Genomic DNA, 17,206 nt, shown 5'->3' on the forward strand with positions numbered 1-17,206 from the left:
CCGAGTGATTTTGGACTCAGAGGGGATGTAAATCACCGTAACATTCCCTATCTTATGAGCATATAAAGAAAAAAAGGGATAGCAGAAATGTCGAACCAGCAATTTGATGCGTTAATTCAGGAAACGCAGGCCAAAGTACGCGAAAGCCAGTCACAGATCGAAGGGCTAACTTCGCGAATTGAGGCCGCGCGCGCCAAGATTGGGACTGCCGAAGCTGAAATCGACATCGAAAACGCGACGCTTGAGGATGTCCACGCCCACACCGAGGTGATGAACGCCAATATCGCCGAATTGATTATGGGTCTGGACGACGTCACCAATGCGTTCTCCAAGGATTTCGACGAGATGCGTTCGAAAACCGGCTGGGAGTCCTTTGTTGGCATCTTCGCGAAGGGAAAATCCGAGTCGATGCGGCAGGAACGGATGCGCACCGCCAATATCGATGACAAATTGCAGGACCTGATCGCCAAATCCGATGTGATCGTGAAACTGCTGGAAAGTCAGTTGTCCGTGTTGGAAGAACAGCGTGTAAAGGTCGAGGATAACCTGACCGGTACGCTGGATGACCGTGAGGCAACCGTTGCCGAGCTTGAAGCTCTGCGCGCCGAAATTCAGGGTATGGACCCGACCATCATCACCTTGGAGAACAAAATCAGCGTCGAACAGGATGCCGCCGTGCGGACCCAGTTAGAGACTGAATTAGCCGAGCTGAACAAGCAATATAACGCCAAGGTTCAGGAAGAGCAGGTCAAGCTGGCCAAAAGCCAAACGCTGGAGCGCTATATCGAAAAGGGTAAAACCTGGGTCGATTCACTGCAGAACCAGGCGGCGACGCAGATGGTGCTGATTAACAAGCTGCAGACAGACACGCAGCAGCGCGTGGTTCTGTATGACGCCCTGACCAAATCGCTGAAAACCGCGCAGCAGCAGGACGTGGCCCACCGTATCAACGAAATCGGCGTGCAGACCGACCAAGAGGCGCAAACCGCCATGGCCGCCATCGGCACCGCGACCAACCAGAAGATGGCCGACATGCTTGAGGCGCATGAGGACCACATGGTCTTTGCCCGCGATGTGCTGGAGAAAAAGGCCAAGGCGGATGAACGCTTTGCCCGCCGGTTTGCCTCGATTGTCGAGAAGCATGATAAGAATTTGTATGGTGGGTCCTGAAGGACACCCTCTCAATGCAATACCGCGGAAAACACTCTCCTTCGGGATTGTCACGCAAAGATATCGACCTGCCAGATTGGGTGGAAAGAGCAATGTTTATGCGATGGTTTGCCATCGGCATAGGTCTTGTACTCGCCATGATTACGGGCTTACCGTTCTTCGCCCTGGTAGGATTTGTTGTGTTCTTTGGTGTCGGATATGCAGTGTATCATATCTACAAGCAGGAAGACCCCGTCTCGGCGGAAATTGCGTTCTATAACGAAGCTGACGGTTTTCACTCTGGAGACGGGGATGGAGATGGCGACGGCGGCGGCGATGGTGGAGACTGATGAACACTGACCCCACCCAAGACCATGTCGGCCTGACCGACACCTTCGCCTCGCGCCGCTATTTCCGCAAATTCGAGGTGATCACCGTCCACCTCCTGCGCGTGGCCGCGACGATGGAAGCAGAGGGCGCGATCTCGAAACAAGAGGTGCGGATCGTGTCGAGTTACCTTTCTGGGCTGCTCTACACCTTCCGCGCGCTGTCCATGAAATACCTGCTGGTCGGGCGCGATACGGGGCGGTTCTTTGGCAGCCTCGCCATGGACAAGCGCGACAGCGGATTTCCGGTGGCGGCAGAGTTGCTGACAATGGCCAATGACGCGCAGCAGGCGCAGGTGCATCTGGAAAACATGCCGTCCGAGGATGACCTGAAGACCGACATGGTGCGCACCATCATCAGCGAACAGGAAATCCCCACCAAACTGCAATTCGCGCTGTCCCAAAGGCTCTATTACGAGGAATTATTGAAGGGTCAGCTGTTCTGGGCCCGTAACGATCCCGAGTGCCACTGGATTGGAAATGAAGGAGAACGGCGCAAGTTCATGATCCACTGGGCGGTTTATGACAGCCAGATCAACCTGCCGGTCATCTACCTGATGCAGTTGGAGGACAGTGGCAAAACCGCCCTGCCCAAGGACCAACGCCGCTGGCCCGAGGTGCAGGCGCATCTGATGGCGCAGTCTCTGGGCGGGTTGAAACTGGTGACCATTGCCAAGGGGTTCGATCAGGATTTCGACGACCTGCACCCCAAACACCTGCGCCGCATCCATGTAGGCCCGATGTATTCCTCGGCCTATACCGAGCAATCCGGCCCTCTGCGGCAAGTGTTGGAGGACGCGCAGGCGCCCGAAGGTCAGGACTGGGCGCTGGCTTGGACCACCGAAGAGCTGGAAAGCGAAGAGGTGATCGAGGAACGCGCCGGGTGGTTTTCGACCGTCGAGCGCGAGGTGTTCGCTTTGGACCCGTTCGGCGGGCAAGGAGCCGAGACCGGTGCCACGCGCACCCAGAGGTCGATCATCCTGCCCCAGCGCCCGTTTCAGGTTTTGGCCGAACGCAATCCGCCGGGCTTTGCAGACGTGCGCAAGTTCGTGGTCAGTAAGGCCGGACAGGTCCTGAGATATTGAAGATAGCAAAGGCGATTTTGAAATGAGTTTGACGTCAGATCAGATGGAATTGCGCGAAGAGGATATTCGCAAGCATTATCCGGCCGCGACCGCCTTGCTGAACGGCTTCGACCACGCGCCGCGTATTGCCAAACCCGTTGAGGCGGCTGTTGAACGATCTCCGGGTGTTTCGACGGGGCGGCGGTTCCGATCGACCACACCGGGGCTGGTGACACGACGCACCGTGCGCGCGGATGGCGTGCATTTGGTCGAACGGATCGAGGCCTCGGATGAGGGCGATGCGCTGGTTTCACCGCCCCAGGCCACCGTTCAGCAGGCTATTCGCCGCGCCATTGCCATCGCTCTGGCCGTGGCCGAGGCCTATGCGGAGCAGACGCCTCTGGCCGACCTGAAACGGGCCAATCTGGCCGGAGATCTGCCGCCCGCCCGCAAAACCGAGTTTTCGGAACTGCTGATAGCGGAGGCTCTGATCACGTCCCACACCTTCGGCAACGCGCTGGCTTATCTGATGTCCTCGCATCTGGGCGAGACGACTGCCGATATCGGTGAGATCGAAGAGGTTCTGACCGATAATGGGCAACTCGCCCTGCACGGCGCGCTTTGGGAACTGGACCAGACGCTGGCCAAACACGCCCCGGATGACGCGCATCTGATCGCCGCCACCAGCGCCTATGCCGAGCAACTGATGGAGAAGGCCGCCCTGCGTGCTCAGTCCGCAGGCCATCTGGCCCCGTTCCAGAACGCCGCCTGGCATATCGAGTCCGACGATCTGACGATCCGTGGGTTTGAGCCCGCCTCCAAAGCCAAGTCCACCACGCTCACCATGACGTTCAAGAAACCGAACGAGGTGGTGGGCAACCATATCGCCAAGTATCAGGCAATGAAGCTGGCCAAGATGCTGATGGCCTACGACTTTGATCGCCGCCTGAACCCGTTTGCGGAACTCGGCGGGTTCATTTTCACATTCATGGGCGACGGCAAGCCGGGTACGGGCAAGACCACCCTGATCCAGATGATGGCTGGGTTGATCAACGACTATTGCCAGAACGCGGGCTACCCGTTCCGCTATCAGAACCTGAGCACCGACAATATCGACAGCTATCAGGGCAAATCCGGGCAGAACGCCAAGGCGTTTATCAACACGATCATCGACCCCTCGGTTATCGGCTTCGGCACCATCGACGATATCGACCAACTGGCGGGCAAGCGCGGCGACAGGCAGTCCTCCGCCGGACAGTTGGAGATCACCGCTGTGCTGATGGAGAGCTTTGCCGGCGCCAACACTGTCGTGCGCGGCAACTGCACCTTTGGTATGTTCTCGAACTACCCCGAGAATGTGGACGACGCCCTGCGGCAGCGGGCGGGCGCGCGGTTTCTGGTGGACGGTCCACAAACGCGCGAAGACTACATCGACATCCTGCATCTGCTGATGGGCCGTAACCACGACATCCCGCTGGGTGAACACGAAGCCTATGCCGCGCAGGAGATCAAAAAGGCCGTCGCCGCTAGTTTCGAAAGGCATTCCCGCCCGCATGAAGACGCTTTACTGCAGGTCTATGACCGGGTCTCCGGCGATATCGGCCAGATGGACACCATCGCCAAGCTGGGCACCTACCTCAAGGCGATCCAGCAGGCCGATGAGCGGTTCACCGGTCGCGCGATCAAGAACATCACCGACGCGGTCAAGGTCCGCGCGATGGATTTCGAACTGCCCGACGAATGGATGGAAAACCCTGACCTGTTCCTGTTCCGCGACTACGACACCAAAAAGGCGATGATCGAGGAGCTGCGCCAGCCGATCACGGTGGAAATGGTGATGCAAGAGATCAACCGCTACGCCGACAGCGAGTTCCGCTATGCCGACAAGAGCGACGAGGTCGCCATCGAGAACGCCGTTCGTGAGATGGGCCGGATGGAAGAGGCCAAGCGGCGGTATCTGGAGGGGAAGAATGCGTAGTATAATCGCAACTTTTATTACTATGCTTTGTTTGCCGAAAAGGTTTGAAAAATGGTCTCTAGAAGCAAGGTTCAAGTATTCTCAGAGATTATGGAGAAACTTAGACCCGACCGTAAAATTTGCGATTTGGGTTACCGTGAGTTTTCTCGTTCTAATCTTTCTATTTTCGTTTGCATCTGGCTGCGCTCAAGAAGCGAATTGCTCAGGATCGAAATACGCAAACTTTTGGTCGGCTAAACCTAACGAAATTGGTGACACCTTAGCAGGTGTATCGGGTTCACTCGCCTTCTTTTGGCTAATTGTGACAGTAATGCTTCAGGGGAAGCAACTCTCCGCTCAAAGACGAGAGCTTGTTCTCACGCGACGTGAGTTTGAGAAGATGTCGGAAGCTCAAAAAAAGCAAGTTGAAATCATGGACGTTCAAAAGGTGATCTTTTTGAAGGAACAAAAGCAGCGTGAAGAAGCTGCTGCAGGTGCCGAATTTCATAATTTGTTGGAACAGCTTAACGAAGAGCTGAAGCTTGAGAGACTTCGTGATACCCAATGGGATTGTTGGTATGAAGACCAATTCGGGTCGAGAAGGCTTAAAGAACTCCGCCCTTTTTATCTTAGGTCTACGGTCGAGTTGTCGCTACGCGAGAAATTAGAGCACATCTCTAGAAAGCTCTCGGATGCGGAAAGGCTTCTAATAACCAAAGGTGCGGAAATTGTCGGTGAAGACCAGCCTACAAAATTCGGCCCGGTCATGGATTTGTTCCAAATTGTTGAGGAGATGGCAAAACAAAAACCTGCTCTTTCCAATGCGGATGCATCTAAACTCCACCGTTGGCGAATTATGGAAATATACTCGTCTCTACAAACTATGATGAACGCAGACGTTTGGAAGGAGGCAAATTGATCCGCCTCATCAAAAAAGGCCTGATGTTCGGCAATCTCGTCCACATCTCCAGCCCGGCTCTGGTCGAGCGGTATAACCGCGCGCTGCAGCATCTGGCGGGCAAGACCACGGAACTGACGGATTTCCATGTCGATATCTCGGGCTACTCGCCAGAGGTGGGGATTGAACTGGACGACCCGCTCTACCTCAACCCCAACGGGGTCAACCGGCAGTTTATCCTGCTGACGACCGAGCAGAAACGTGCGCCTCTGCTGAACGTCAAATTCTCGACCTCACGTGATATCCTGCGCGAATTCATCGAGATGAACGAGGCGCAGCTGTTCGCCCTGACCGCCACCGATGCGGTGGCCGGAGAGCTGGTGAACTCGGTTTTCAAACTCACTACGCCGCGCGATCTGCTGAACCTGCGCAAGATCGAGATCGAGGCCGACACGATCGGCGGCACCCTGCGTAAGGCTGAGCAACTGGCGGGCATGGTCGAACGGTTCAAAACCGAAGAGGACGCCTGGTTCGACGATGTGCTGATCGCCAAGATGATCGAAACCGCCAAGGAAACCGGAGACGTCACCCGCAACCCCGTCCACTTGCGCCACACCGCTTTCGAGCAGCGCAATTTCTGGACGGCGCATTTTGGTGGCCTCTACCTGTTCCCAGATCTGGATTATCCGGCAGCGATTTGTATGGGCGAACGTCCGGACGACATGCCAATTGAGCACTTGTTTGACCGCACGCAAAGGCACCGTATTGCGGCCTTTCTCAACGACAACAATCTGGTCGAGACGATCATTGAGGCGCGTGGTGTGAACGCCACGGCCGTCCTACAACAAAAGATGGATTTTCTTACGGTTCACGCCGCCGCGGATGCAGGTGTTGACCTGACCGGACTTGACCGCAGCGATATGCGGAGACTGGCCCGGAACTTTTCAGATCGTCTGCCCGGGGCATTTCATGGACTTGCCCAATTGTTGCGCTGGGCCAGCGATGGTGGGCCATGGCCGCGCATCACGTCGGATCATCCGGCCTATTTCTATACTCTCCGGGCGGCCAATACTCCCAATCGCGATCTGGTTAACATGCTTCTAACCGAATTGGCCCCGCTAGACCCTCGCCAGATGTTCATCTGCCATAAGGAACTGTTCTACAGCACCTATTCGACTTGGCCGGAAACCAAGAAAGCCTATGTTGCCGACTTCCTTGCGCGAGAGTATCAGGTGGACAAGGCGGGTGCGCGGGCCGCGCTGTTCGGCCACGAGCCAGATATGAGCGGCGAAGACAGGGTCAGCGATGAGATCATCGCACGCGTCGGGCCCTGGGGCGCCGTTGGGAGAAGTTAAATGTTTGTCGCACTGCGTTTTTTGGTTCCGCTGCTGATCTTTCTGACGATTGTTTATGTGGGTGTTTCAATCTATTCCCGCTGGGTCCGACGCGGTAAACTGATCGCACATTGGGAGAAAAAGGGTCTGACTGGTGACCGTGACGCATTTGTCCGGCGCGGGTTGGAAAAATATGACGGATCATTTCGCCGCAAACTGATCCTTGGGATTTACGTGGTGCCGTTGGGCCTGATCGCGATCCTGATTTACGTTACGAATTTCATGTGAGGGTTTCGCCAATGCGTTACATCAAATGGGCCATTATCATCCTGTTCTGGGGGACGATTGCAGCGGTGCTCAACTATACCCTGCCGCAGCATGACGTGGTGAGGATCTCGGATACGTATGAAAAACGTATCGATCCCGGTGAGAACAGCATCTTCTGGTCCGTTCAGGACGTTGGCAGCGATCCGACTACTCCAAACCGGGATGTTTTCTTCATTCAGACGCGCAAGACCAATGGCAAAGTCATGGTCTATCGGAACGAAGATACCGGTTGGGGTTGGCCGCCCTATTTCAAGCTGAATTCCTCAAACCTGCAGGCTGAGGCCGCGGACCTTAAATCGACTACCGAAAGCCCGCGGTGGGTTGTTGTGCGTCACTATGGATGGCGCAGCGAATTTCTGTCGATCTTTCCCAACGCCGTGAAGATCTGGCAGGTTGACGATCCGGATGTCCGGATTATCCCGTGGTTCAACATCATATTCCTGACTGTCTTCTTTGCGTTGATCTGGGCGATCTGGGTACGTTGGCGCCGGTTCCGTGAGGCCCGCGTCGATCCTATGCTCGAGAATGTGGAAGATGGGTTCTACGCTGCTGGAGACGCGATCGAAGAAAGAAGCAGCAGGTTCAAAAAATGGCTGAACAGTTGGAAGTCAAAATGAGGTTGGCATGGGGCTGAACGGCCCCACTACCTATTCTCTGCTGGGCGCACTAACGGACAACAAACTCTGCATGAAGTGCGCCTGCGGCTTTAATCGTCTTTAGAATGTCGATCATGTCGCGCGGGGACACCCCAAGCGCGTTCAGGCCGGCTACGACCTCAGACAAGGTTGTAGCCTCGGGTATCTCGGCCAATCCCGTGCCTTCCTCTTCCTCTATTCCCGCAAAGGTTCGGGGTACAACGACGGTTTCACCTCGTGCAAAGGGGTTCGGTTGCACTGCAATAGGGGCTTCTTCGACGGTCAGGGTAAGATTCCCCTGCGATACGGCAACGCGTGAGATACGCACCTCTTGGCCCATGACTATGGTTCCCGATCGTTGGTCAACCACAACGCGCGCTTTGGCTTCGGGCTCTACAAGGATATTCTCGATCCGCCCCAGGGCATGTGCGGGCGATATCGCCTGTGTCGCCTCAATGTTCAATTCTACCGTTCCAGAATCCCGCATAATCGCGACAGCCCGGTTGAATTCAGTATTGATAGCCGCTTCGATGCGGCTCGCTGTAGTGAAGTCGGGCTCACGCAATGCCAGACGCATTTGCGTGAGCGTTGACAGGTCAAAATCGATCTCGCGTTCAACTCGTGCTCCGGATGGAATGACACCAGATGTCGGGACACCCCGAACAACCGAGGCTGCTTCGCCCTCGGCCACTGCTCCGCCCGCGAGAACTGTGCCCTGCGCCACCGCATAGATCTGACCGTCTGCAGCGTTAAGCGGTGTCATGATCAGTGTCCCGCCCAACAGGCTTTTGGAGTCACCAATGGCTGAGACCGTGACGTCGATCTGACCCCCAACGCGGGCAAAAGGCGGCAAACTAGCTGTCACCAAAACGGCCGCTACATTTTTAGGTCGAAAATCCTCACCTGTGACGTTGACCCCCAGACGTTCCAGGATGTTCGACATGATTTCTTCGGTGAAGGGCGAATTTCGCAAACCGTCGCCGGTTCCGTTCAGTCCGACAACCAGGCCGTACCCCACAAGGTCATTTCCTCGCACCCCGTCGAAATCAACAAGGTCTTTCAACCGAATAGCGCCGGCTGTCGCCACGCAGGGTAGGAACATCAGTAAGAAAGCGAGGAGTTTCATCTCAGGAAATTCACCAGCGAGAGGTTCGCGTTGCGAACGGTTACAGAATAAAGGCTTTCCAACTGGAACTGAACGGTTTGTAGCTGAGCAGCCGTTTGGTAGGGGTCAGCCGCCAAGAGTTCATTCCGACTGAACTCCAAACTTGTTCGCGCAGCGCCATTGCGCGTGGCTGCCTGCTCGATCCGAGCTTCGGCTGATCCCACTAAAGCGCGAAGATTTACTGTCTGGTTCTGACTATTGGCCAAATCTACACCCAGCTGGGTGAAAAGGGCCGTACGTTGATTTGAGGGTAAGGCGAGCGCATCGTCCGATACGACGGCTGCAACTGCGATGTCTCGCAAGGCGGCCTTGATGGCAGGGTCTGTTGCGGTAAGGGGGATGGTGACGCTTTCATTTTCGGATATCTGCATCGGCGCAAGTGCAGTGTCCGATCCCTGATAGATTACCGCATCAAAACCCGCCGGGTCGTTGAACCAGTCTTCGGCTGCTTGCCTGATATCCGCAACAGTTGTCAGACCGGTCAATTCTGTCTCTAACGCCGTCAGAAGCGCATCTGCCGAAAGCAATGGTGAAACGTCCGTAGCCACCCCTGCAAACAGGCTGCGCCCTCCGGCGCGTGTGTTTAGCGCTGAAACGATCGTGTCTAGCTCATTCCGGGCTTGAACAGATGCGTTTTCATGAGTGACGGCTTGGTTAGAGGTGCCAAACGATAGCAAGGACGCCGTAATTTCGGAAACCGAGTCATTGATGGTTGTCAGGCTCAACTGCATTGCATCCGTGAACAGCCCCGCCTCTGCCGTCGCGACTTTGAATGCGTCTAGTCGGGATAAACTGCGATCCAAATCCAGAAGATGTGAGTAGTCGCCGTCCAATCGGCTTGCGACGTCGTGAACCTTTCCCGTGGACATTTCGTACGACAGGGTTTCGATCTGAGTTTTGATTTCCGTGGCTTGGGTTCGCAATGTCAGGCCTCGGGCCAGATCACCGATTGATGTCAGGTTCATGTTCATAGCCTCAACAAGGTTTCCATCAACTCATCCACGACAGAGACAAGTCTCGCATTTGCTGCATAAACGCGTTCAATCTGCATTAGCTGTTGCAGTTCCTGATCAGTATCTACGCCCTGCTCGGCCTCAATCCGGGCCATTTCCTGTTGAGCCCCATTTGCGAACGCCATGCGTTGACTTGCGGTGTGTGCGTCCGATCCAATTTTGGACAACAACGCTTCGGTGATATCGGCAGCGCGTAAATCTCCGGTTCCAAAGACCGTTCCGGCAATAGGGCGGGCTTCGCTGAGAATGGACCCAAAAGCGCGAAGCTGGCTGGCATCACCCGGAGCCCCTGGGGTTGCTGCGCCTAACCCCGATCGTAACTTCCAACTGTTCCCGCCAGCATCAGGGTTCACCACCGAGTTCAAACTGATCCGCGATGCAAGTCCGGCAGGGGCCGTTGCATCGAAACGGCTTCCATTATCGGTGAACAAACCTGGATCGGTGGCAAGCGCGGTAGGGTCTAAACCAGGCGTTTCAAAGCGTTCGATAAGGTCGCGGGCAACTGAGTCCAGACTAGTTTGGACCTCAATAACCAGTTCATCCCTTATCTGAAATTGGGCCGCCAGCTCACCACCTCGTATCTGAGCACGGTCTCCCCCAGTTCGCACGGGGTTGTCGTTCATTTCCAGCTCGGACAGCAACCCGTTCGCCACTGTCATGTGCGCTTTGGTTTCACCGGTAGTAGAAAAAGAAAACTCCGCCGCTTTGCCTTCCAGCAGGATCAGCCCGCCTTCAGAATAAATGGAAACCTGCTCATTGGCACGCGGGACTACATTTACAGGCACCAACTTGTTGACCTGGTTGATCAATACTTGGCGCTGGTCCAATAAGGCATTGATATCGCCGCCTGAATGCTTGATTGCCGGAATCTTGGAGTTCAGGTCTTCGATGTCTTTGAGGGCCTGATTCAGATTGGTTACGTGCTTTCCGATAGTGCGATCTGCGTCGGATCGCAATTGGCGCAACCCTTCGGATGCCGCGTTGAGCCCCGCTGCCAAATCGCGGCCTGTTCGAGCGACCTGATCAAGTCTTTCAGCTGAATCCGGCAGGCTGGAAGCTGTGATCAGACTACCGTCGAAACTTGCAAGTTTGGTGGCCAGAGAGGTCGGATCATCTGCTGAACCGACGAGGTTTTCCAGACTCGCATAAAAGCCGGATACAACCGTCTGCTGCGCAAGCGCCGCGTCAGTAGTGCGGCGGTTTGCGGTCAAGACAGGATCCTGATGCCGGATGACGCCGATTGGTCGCACACCATTGCCCGAAATAGTGTTTGTCGCCAGTTCCAAAGATCTGCGGCCAAATCCGGGCGTTAGAGCATTTGCGATATTGTCCGATACTACGGATGCACCACGGCTGGCTGCTGTCAAACCGCTCAGAGCATTGTTAAGTGCTGTCGACATATTCATGAGACAAGCCCCCTTTTCTGGTCAAAACCCAAATCAGCGTTTGATGTTGGTGGTTTCCTGAAGCATTTCGTCCACGGTCTGGATGACTTTCGCGCCTGAGGAATAAGCGCGCTGTGTCTGGATCATAGAGGTAAGCTCGGTTGCCACATCTGTGGTGGATTCCTCGCGAGCAAAGGAGACCATGCTGCCAGTTGGTCCTTCACCTGCATTCCATAGAAAGAAGGCGCCGCTTTCCCGGGATGGAGCGTAAGTTTGGCTGTCAAGCGCTGTAAGCCCGTTTGGGTTGGGAACATCCGCAAGCGGGATCTGAAACATGCGGCGACTGACACCGGTATCGTAGAACGCATAGACGTAGCCGTTTTCATCTACCTGCACGCTGGTCATAGTGCCAACGGCCGAGCCATCGCGCGTAATTGATACAGGCGCAAAGGTATCAGAGAGTTGAGTAATGCCGTCCGCATCGCCGATTTGCCCAAGGTTGATTTCCATTGGACCGCCGGCGACGTTGACCAAGACGCTGCCGGTTGTTGGATCATACGCGCCGCCGGACACCGCTGTAACGCTGGCCAGCGTTCCGCCAGCGGCCCGACTGTCGGTGAAAGTCAGCGTGTATTCCCCGATCACAGCGTTGCCCGAGGCCGAATCCCGCAAAATCATGGTCCATTCGTTGCTGGTTCCAGTTGCGGGGACGGTTGGAACAAGTTCAATATCGACGCTTGCCGATTTCCCAAGGTTATCAAAATACTCGACCGAAAGAGGCTCAGAGTTGCCCGGAGCCCCGGCATCTGTAGCCGTCGCAGGTAGATTCATTCGGAGATTCATTTGTGTGGTCGGAGAGCCAGAGAGTTGGTTGGCACTCAGCTGAATCGGTTCAAGGGCCGCAGGGGTATCGCGGGCAACTGGAGGAATTGAACCATCAGGATTCGCGCGCCAGCCCAATAGCACGAGGCCCGATTCTGTAACCAAATATCCCTCTTCATTCGTGCGGAAGGATCCAGTTGTGGTCAGATGCATAACGTTCGACCCACCCGCGATTTGAGAGCTTGGGCGTACCGGTAGCATACCACGGCCGCGCACAGCCAGATCGGTCGAGTTGTTGGTTGTCACCAAAGACCCGCCTTGATCGATCAGACGTTGACTGGTGGTCCTGACACCGCCCGCTGAATAGCTGCCGCCCTGGCCTGACGTCACCATCGAATGAAAGTCGGTTTCAACCCGCTTGTATCCGAAGGTCGAAGAGTTCGCGATGTTATCCGAAATGGTAGCCAGCCGGTTGGCGTTGGCCTTCAAAGCGGCCACACCGGCGTTCAGCGAAGAGGAAATTGTCATTGGCACGCCCTTCTGTTGCGTCAATCGTTGATGCAACAGCTAACGCGCTGGGCCTTAACAGCGCGCTAACAGGTAAAATGCGTACTATCCTTTCAGATTCAGGAATTTCGGAGAAATATAACCTCAATCCTGTTGTTTCGGGCCGCCATTGGGTTCTTGTGCGACAGATGGCGGTCTGCATGGCCTGTAACTCGGTCCAGCCTTGGTTTTATGACGCCTTTGTCTTGCAACAATTGACGCACTTTCTGTGCTCGAGAAGTCGACAAATCCCATGACGGATCTTGCGCCAGAACCACGGGTGACGCACCAACGTGCCCTTCGACAGCCACGGCGTTCGTCACCATATCAGAAGATCGCGCGACCAGCAGGGCCAACGCCCGCATCATCGGAGTCGGATTATTTGTGCCCGATTCGAACAGCGGTTGTTCGTCGGTGTCGAATAATTCGACGACCAAACCCTCGTCGGTCACACGTGTGATAATGTGTTTCAGGACTTTGTCCGACACCATGCTCTCACCGGTTCGTCCTAGCAACTGTGCTTCAAGCGTAGAAAAATCTTCGGTTTCTTTTTCACCGCCTTCGGGATTCACCCCTATTGATCCTCTTGCTTTTCTGGCGACTGTGGGATGCTGTTTCGTAGCCCCCGAGCCGTCCATCACCATGGTTTCTTCGGAGAACATGTTGTTTCCGCCAAAAGCTCCGTCACCACCACCTGACACCGGGTTCACCGGAATCGTTGGCGAAAAATAATCCGCCAGTCCCTTACGTTGTTTTTCAGTCGTTGCATTCAACAGCCACATCAACATGAAGAAAGCCATCATGGCCGTGACAAAGTCGGCATACGCGACCTTCCACGCGCCACCGTGGTGACCATCACCACCTGACACACGTTTCTTCTTGATGATGATTGGCGCCGCATTGGATTGCGCACCCATCTCCACCACCTTTTTTATCACCCAACTACAGGCGTAGCCGGGCAGGTCTTAAGGTGGGCTTAACGCTTAAAACTGTCTGAATTCTCTAGAGCGGCAAGTTTGGGGAAGCGCGCCGGAGAATTAGTTGTAAGCGGTTAAAACTGTTTTTGATTCCATCCGGTTCCGCTTTGCCAAAGAACGCATCCAACTCTTCATGCACTCGCACAGCCTGATCCAACAGCGGATCTGCGCCCTCGGCATAAAGCCCAGCTTTTATCATCACTTCTGACTGTTCATAACTTCCCACCAGTTTTCGTGTCTCCGAGATCATTCGGTTTTCATCCTCGGATGCTGCGGCGGGTAGGCTACGTGAGACAGAGCGGTTTAGGTCAATGGCCGGGAAACGTCCTCGTTCTGCGATGTCACGGCTTAGAACGATATGCCCGTCCAGGACGCCGCGCACGATATCGGCGACAGGCTCATCCATATCGGATCCGGCAACCAGAACGCTGAACACCGCTGTTATATCGCCTTGTTCAGCTGTACCGGGCCCAGCGCGTTCGCATAACCCGGCGATCAACGGTGTGACCGATGGTGGGAAGCCGCGCAACGAGGGTGTCTCGCCCATCGCAACGGCGATTTCCCGATGGGCTTCGGCAAATCGCGTTACCGAGTCGACCAGGAACAAAACATTCATACCCTGATCGCGCAGGTACTCTGCAACCGACATTGCGGAACAGGCGCAGCGTCTGCGTGCCAGCGCCGACTGATCCGATGTGGCAGCGACGACAACCGAACGTTTCATCCCCTCGGTTCCTAGCGCATTTTCGACAAATTCATTCACTTCGCGCCCACGTTCGCCGACCAGTGCGACCACCACCGCATCCGCCTGCATAGATTTAGCCAGCGTTGCCAACAGGGTGGATTTGCCCACGCCCGAACCAGCGAACAGGCCGATGCGCTGCCCTTGCACCACCGGAAGTATGGTGTTGAGAATTGCCAGTCCGGTTTCCATCCGCATACCCAGCGGCTTACGCTTAACGGCGGGGGGCGGGTTGCGCATGATGTCCTGATCCTGCGTACCGGACAGTAAGGGCTTCCCGTCCAACGGTTTGCCGAACGGATCTACAACCCGCCCAAGCCAGTGAATACCCGGCGCAAAGGCGGGTGTTTGGTCAAGAATCACCCGGTCGCCCAGACAGACGCCATCAGGGGCGGCAGTCGGCATCATATGAATAACCTCGGCCTCAACATGCAGCACTTCGCCCGGCAAATCCGGCCCGCTGCGTCGCCGTAAGGTCAGGTGGTCACCGATCCGCGCCTGCCCCTCAAGCCCCTGTATTTCAATGACACCACGCGCCACGCTGGACACTCGGCCCATATGGCGCACAGCAGACAGGCGGTCGAATTCGCATTTCAGAAGCATCGGGTCGAAATCAGACATCGTGGGTTCTCCAACGGGTTTCTGAAAACGCTTTCTAAAGGAATCGGGGTTAAGCCTTGATTGAAATTGATCGAGGGAGAAACCCCGATGTTCTACGACCTGAACGTCTTTAAGACTGCGTACGCAATGGCAACCCACGCCGGGCAACGACAAGCCGTTATTGCGCGCAACATGGCCAACGCAGATACACCGGGCTATCAGCCTGGCGACATCGAGGCCTTTCAAAAAGCTTTCGAAAACTCCGGACCTAGAACCGATATGGCCGCAACGCGCCGGGGTCACTTGCATGGTGGCGCCGGTACACCTCAGTGGGCCGAGATCAAGGCTGACCCTTCGGGCGACCCTAACGGTAATGGGGTCTCAATCGAAGAAGAGATGCTGAAATCGGTGGAAGCCAAGCGGCAACATGACCGCGCGTTGGCGATCTACAAATCTTCCATGAACGTCCTGCGCAGTAGCTTGGGTCGAACTTAAGGGAGGTCGAAGGATGAGTGATTTTTCCCATTCACTCGAGGCGTCGGCCAGCGCCCTGCGGGCACAGTCCGCTCGGTTGCGCCACGTATCCGAAAACATCTCGAACGCTGACACGCCGGGCTATCGCCGTAAGACTGTCCCGTTCGAAACAATACAGAAAGACGGGCGCGATGTTGTGCAGGCCGGACGGGTAAAGTTGGATCACCGCGAAGGGTCGCGGATCTATGACCCCAGCCACCCAATGGCTGACGAAAGCGGTCACTACCTTGGTTCAAACGTCGATTTGATGATCGAAATCGCGGACGCGCGCGAAGCTCAGCGTAGCTATGAAGCTAACCTCAAGATGTTCGACCAGACGCGACAGATGTCGTCGAACCTTATGGACCTCCTCAGAAGATAAAGGACACCAGAATGGATATCCGATCCCTTAACGCCGCCCAGAACTATGCCACTGCTCGCCCTGCCACGCAGGCCGACCCTGATCATGCGGGGCTTGTGGGTGGGTTGCGCAGTACATTTCAAGACTTTGCCGCAACGCTGAAACACAGCGAGCAAGTATCCGAGGCCGCCATGACCGGGCAGGCCGATCCGCATGCGCTGGTTCAGGCTTTGGCGCAAACCGAACTGGCCGTGGAAACGGCCGTTGTCGTGCGGGACAAAGTAGTCGAGGCCTATCAGGAAATTCTGCGGATGCCGGTCTAAAGACGTGCTGAGCGAAGGTCTCTTCTATGACATCGTGCGTCAGGCGCTTTGGGTCGCGGTGATCACCTCGGTTCCGATCCTGGCGGTGGCGCTGGTTTCGGGCCTGATCGTCGGCCTGTTCCAGGCGCTGACCTCAGTGCAAGAGATGACGCTAACCTTCGTGCCCAAGCTGATAGCCATAGTCGTCGTGTTCTGGATGTCGATGGGTTTCATGACCCAAACGCTGGTGACGTTCTTCACCACAACTCTCATCCCGTTGATTGCAGGAGGCCGCTAATGGATACCGCCTATGTCACCTTGTCCCGCCAGTCAGGACTGATGAATGAAATGCGGCTGGTGGCTAACAACATCGCTAATGCCAATACCACTGGCTACCGTGCGCAGGGCTTGGTTTTCTCAGAGTTCGTTCAAGACATGCCGGGAACCCCCTCCCTTTCCATGAGTAGGGCCGAAGTGCGCAACACTTCTTTGCAGCAGGGTTTGCTGACCGAGACCGGAGGGCAGTTCGATTTCGCCATTGAGGGCGATGGCTTTTTCCTGGTCGAAACGCCAGCAGGAAACCGATTGACACGTGCGGGCGCGTTTTCCCCGAGTGCCGAAGGTGATCTGGTCACGATGGATGGCCATCGGGTTCTCGACAGCAACGGAGCTCCGGTTTTCATTCCGCCAGACGCAGCCTCTATTGACGTTGGCAGCGATGGCACGCTGAGCATTGAGGGCCAATTGCTGGGCCAAATCGGGGTCTACCGGGTGGCCGACCCAAAGGCGCTGGTGCGTGAAGGCAGCACTCAGTTCCGAGCTGAAGGCGACATAGATCCTGTCGATGAGCCTGTGATCCTGCATCGGTTTCTGGAAGGGGCAAACGTCAACGCGATTGAGCAGGTAACCCGGTTGGTCGAGATCCAGCGCGCCTATGAGTTAGGTCAAAGCTTTCTGGAAACCGAAGACGAGCGCGTGCGTGAAGCACTCAAAGCGTTGATGCGCTGATAAAAATAAAGGGAATTATGAC

At 55.7% G+C, this 17,206-nt stretch carries 19 protein-coding genes; 13 read left to right on the top strand and 6 right to left on the bottom strand.

The window, feature by feature from the left end:
• Nucleotides 1-87 precede the first annotated feature (87 nt).
• From ACR0EO_RS15960 to ACR0EO_RS15995, 8 genes are read left to right on the top strand one after another with little or no spacing between them, the layout of a single operon-like run.
• On the top strand, nucleotides 88-1,170 hold the full coding sequence (locus ACR0EO_RS15960) for a hypothetical protein (protein WP_480691490.1): 1,083 nt from the start codon (nucleotides 88-90) through the stop codon (nucleotides 1,168-1,170).
• A 14-nt stretch (nucleotides 1,171-1,184) separates the two neighbouring features.
• A complete protein-coding gene (locus tag ACR0EO_RS15965) occupies nucleotides 1,185-1,499 on the top strand; it encodes a hypothetical protein (protein WP_480691491.1) in 315 nt (104 codons plus the stop codon).
• Complete coding sequence (locus tag ACR0EO_RS15970) at nucleotides 1,499-2,620, top strand: hypothetical protein (RefSeq protein WP_480691492.1); 1,122 nt, start codon at nucleotides 1,499-1,501, stop codon at nucleotides 2,618-2,620. Before ACR0EO_RS15965 ends, ACR0EO_RS15970 begins: the two co-directional genes overlap by 1 nt.
• A 22-nt stretch (nucleotides 2,621-2,642) precedes the next feature.
• Complete coding sequence (locus ACR0EO_RS15975) at nucleotides 2,643-4,577, top strand: AAA family ATPase (RefSeq protein WP_480691493.1); 1,935 nt, start codon at nucleotides 2,643-2,645, stop codon at nucleotides 4,575-4,577.
• Nucleotides 4,570-5,475 carry a hypothetical protein gene (locus tag ACR0EO_RS15980; protein WP_480691494.1) on the top strand — a complete coding sequence of 302 codons (906 nt, stop codon included), beginning with the start codon at nucleotides 4,570-4,572 and terminating at the stop codon, nucleotides 5,473-5,475. Before ACR0EO_RS15975 ends, ACR0EO_RS15980 begins: the two co-directional genes overlap by 8 nt.
• On the top strand, nucleotides 5,472-6,809 hold the full coding sequence (locus ACR0EO_RS15985; RefSeq protein WP_480691495.1) for a DUF6638 family protein: 1,338 nt from the start codon (nucleotides 5,472-5,474) through the stop codon (nucleotides 6,807-6,809). The genes ACR0EO_RS15980 and ACR0EO_RS15985 overlap by 4 nt, the downstream gene beginning before the upstream one ends.
• Nucleotides 6,810-7,076 (top strand): hypothetical protein, encoded by a 267-nt coding sequence (locus ACR0EO_RS15990; protein WP_480691496.1) that lies wholly within the window; start codon nucleotides 6,810-6,812, stop codon nucleotides 7,074-7,076.
• Nucleotides 7,077-7,087: 11 nt separating this feature from the next.
• Nucleotides 7,088-7,732: a DUF1523 family protein gene (locus ACR0EO_RS15995; RefSeq protein ID WP_480691497.1), complete on the top strand. Its 645-nt coding sequence runs from the start codon at nucleotides 7,088-7,090 to the stop codon at nucleotides 7,730-7,732.
• Nucleotides 7,733-7,781: 49 nt separating this feature from the next.
• On the opposite strand, the gene ACR0EO_RS16000 is transcribed toward ACR0EO_RS15995, so the two are convergent.
• The 6 genes from ACR0EO_RS16000 to ACR0EO_RS16025 all read right to left on the bottom strand — a co-directional run bounded on the left by ACR0EO_RS16000 (nucleotide 7,782) and on the right by ACR0EO_RS16025 (nucleotide 15,003).
• The gene (locus ACR0EO_RS16000; RefSeq protein WP_480691498.1) at nucleotides 7,782-8,876 is read right to left on the bottom strand and encodes a flagellar basal body P-ring protein FlgI; all 1,095 of its coding nucleotides are present in this window, start codon (nucleotides 8,874-8,876) and stop codon (nucleotides 7,782-7,784) included.
• On the bottom strand, nucleotides 8,873-9,880 hold the full coding sequence (locus ACR0EO_RS16005; protein ID WP_480691499.1) for a flagellin: 1,008 nt from the start codon (nucleotides 9,878-9,880) through the stop codon (nucleotides 8,873-8,875). Before ACR0EO_RS16005 ends, ACR0EO_RS16000 begins: the two co-directional genes overlap by 4 nt.
• A 2-nt stretch (nucleotides 9,881-9,882) precedes the next feature.
• Nucleotides 9,883-11,334 (bottom strand): flagellar hook-associated protein FlgK, encoded by a 1,452-nt coding sequence (flgK, locus tag ACR0EO_RS16010; protein WP_480691500.1) that lies wholly within the window; start codon nucleotides 11,332-11,334, stop codon nucleotides 9,883-9,885.
• Between the two features lie 33 nt (nucleotides 11,335-11,367).
• Nucleotides 11,368-12,663, bottom strand: coding sequence for a flagellar hook protein FlgE (locus ACR0EO_RS16015; protein WP_480691501.1), 1,296 nt, complete (start codon nucleotides 12,661-12,663; stop codon nucleotides 11,368-11,370).
• Between the two features lie 98 nt (nucleotides 12,664-12,761).
• Entirely contained in the window at nucleotides 12,762-13,598 is an 837-nt protein-coding gene (locus tag ACR0EO_RS16020; RefSeq protein WP_480691502.1) for a flagellar motor protein MotB, read from the bottom strand.
• An 85-nt stretch (nucleotides 13,599-13,683) separates the two neighbouring features.
• Nucleotides 13,684-15,003 carry a FliI/YscN family ATPase gene (locus tag ACR0EO_RS16025; RefSeq protein ID WP_480691752.1) on the bottom strand — a complete coding sequence of 440 codons (1,320 nt, stop codon included), beginning with the start codon at nucleotides 15,001-15,003 and terminating at the stop codon, nucleotides 13,684-13,686.
• 105 nt (nucleotides 15,004-15,108) lie between these two features.
• On the opposite strand from ACR0EO_RS16025, the gene ACR0EO_RS16030 reads away from it, so the two are divergent.
• The 5 genes from ACR0EO_RS16030 to ACR0EO_RS16050 are packed head-to-tail and all read left to right on the top strand — an operon-like array spanning nucleotide 15,109 to nucleotide 17,184.
• Nucleotides 15,109-15,495 (top strand): FlgB family protein, encoded by a 387-nt coding sequence (locus tag ACR0EO_RS16030; RefSeq protein ID WP_480691503.1) that lies wholly within the window; start codon nucleotides 15,109-15,111, stop codon nucleotides 15,493-15,495.
• A 13-nt stretch (nucleotides 15,496-15,508) separates the two neighbouring features.
• The gene (gene flgC / locus ACR0EO_RS16035) at nucleotides 15,509-15,895 is read left to right on the top strand and encodes a flagellar basal body rod protein FlgC (RefSeq protein WP_480691504.1); all 387 of its coding nucleotides are present in this window, start codon (nucleotides 15,509-15,511) and stop codon (nucleotides 15,893-15,895) included.
• Between the two features lie 11 nt (nucleotides 15,896-15,906).
• On the top strand, nucleotides 15,907-16,197 hold the full coding sequence (gene fliE, locus ACR0EO_RS16040; protein ID WP_480691505.1) for a flagellar hook-basal body complex protein FliE: 291 nt from the start codon (nucleotides 15,907-15,909) through the stop codon (nucleotides 16,195-16,197).
• 4 nt (nucleotides 16,198-16,201) lie between these two features.
• The gene (locus ACR0EO_RS16045; RefSeq protein ID WP_480691506.1) at nucleotides 16,202-16,474 is read left to right on the top strand and encodes a flagellar biosynthetic protein FliQ; all 273 of its coding nucleotides are present in this window, start codon (nucleotides 16,202-16,204) and stop codon (nucleotides 16,472-16,474) included.
• Nucleotides 16,474-17,184, top strand: coding sequence for a flagellar hook-basal body complex protein (locus ACR0EO_RS16050; protein WP_480691507.1), 711 nt, complete (start codon nucleotides 16,474-16,476; stop codon nucleotides 17,182-17,184). The genes ACR0EO_RS16045 and ACR0EO_RS16050 overlap by 1 nt, the downstream gene beginning before the upstream one ends.
• Nucleotides 17,185-17,206: the final 22 nt, after the last annotated feature.

This window comes from Ruegeria sp. BE9 (genome assembly GCF_056538765.1).

Coding starts and splice junctions, on each gene's coding strand:
- ACR0EO_RS15960 (WP_480691490.1), top strand. CDS start 88: ATGTCGAACCAGCAATTTGATGCGTTAATTCAGGAAACGCAGGCCAAA.
- ACR0EO_RS15965 (WP_480691491.1), top strand. CDS start 1,185: ATGCAATACCGCGGAAAACACTCTCCTTCGGGATTGTCACGCAAAGAT.
- ACR0EO_RS15970 (WP_480691492.1), top strand. CDS start 1,499: ATGAACACTGACCCCACCCAAGACCATGTCGGCCTGACCGACACCTTC.
- ACR0EO_RS15975 (WP_480691493.1), top strand. CDS start 2,643: ATGAGTTTGACGTCAGATCAGATGGAATTGCGCGAAGAGGATATTCGC.
- ACR0EO_RS15980 (WP_480691494.1), top strand. CDS start 4,570: ATGCGTAGTATAATCGCAACTTTTATTACTATGCTTTGTTTGCCGAAA.
- ACR0EO_RS15990 (WP_480691496.1), top strand. CDS start 6,810: ATGTTTGTCGCACTGCGTTTTTTGGTTCCGCTGCTGATCTTTCTGACG.
- ACR0EO_RS15995 (WP_480691497.1), top strand. CDS start 7,088: ATGCGTTACATCAAATGGGCCATTATCATCCTGTTCTGGGGGACGATT.
- ACR0EO_RS16000 (WP_480691498.1), bottom strand. CDS start 8,876: ATGAAACTCCTCGCTTTCTTACTGATGTTCCTACCCTGCGTGGCGACA.
- ACR0EO_RS16005 (WP_480691499.1), bottom strand. CDS start 9,880: ATGAACCTGACATCAATCGGTGATCTGGCCCGAGGCCTGACATTGCGA.
- flgK (WP_480691500.1), bottom strand. CDS start 11,334: ATGAATATGTCGACAGCACTTAACAATGCTCTGAGCGGTTTGACAGCA.
- ACR0EO_RS16015 (WP_480691501.1), bottom strand. CDS start 12,663: ATGACAATTTCCTCTTCGCTGAACGCCGGTGTGGCCGCTTTGAAGGCC.
- ACR0EO_RS16020 (WP_480691502.1), bottom strand. CDS start 13,598: ATGGGTGCGCAATCCAATGCGGCGCCAATCATCATCAAGAAGAAACGT.
- ACR0EO_RS16025 (WP_480691752.1), bottom strand. CDS start 15,003: ATGCTTCTGAAATGCGAATTCGACCGCCTGTCTGCTGTGCGCCATATG.
- ACR0EO_RS16030 (WP_480691503.1), top strand. CDS start 15,109: ATGTTCTACGACCTGAACGTCTTTAAGACTGCGTACGCAATGGCAACC.
- flgC (WP_480691504.1), top strand. CDS start 15,509: ATGAGTGATTTTTCCCATTCACTCGAGGCGTCGGCCAGCGCCCTGCGG.
- fliE (WP_480691505.1), top strand. CDS start 15,907: ATGGATATCCGATCCCTTAACGCCGCCCAGAACTATGCCACTGCTCGC.
- ACR0EO_RS16050 (WP_480691507.1), top strand. CDS start 16,474: ATGGATACCGCCTATGTCACCTTGTCCCGCCAGTCAGGACTGATGAAT.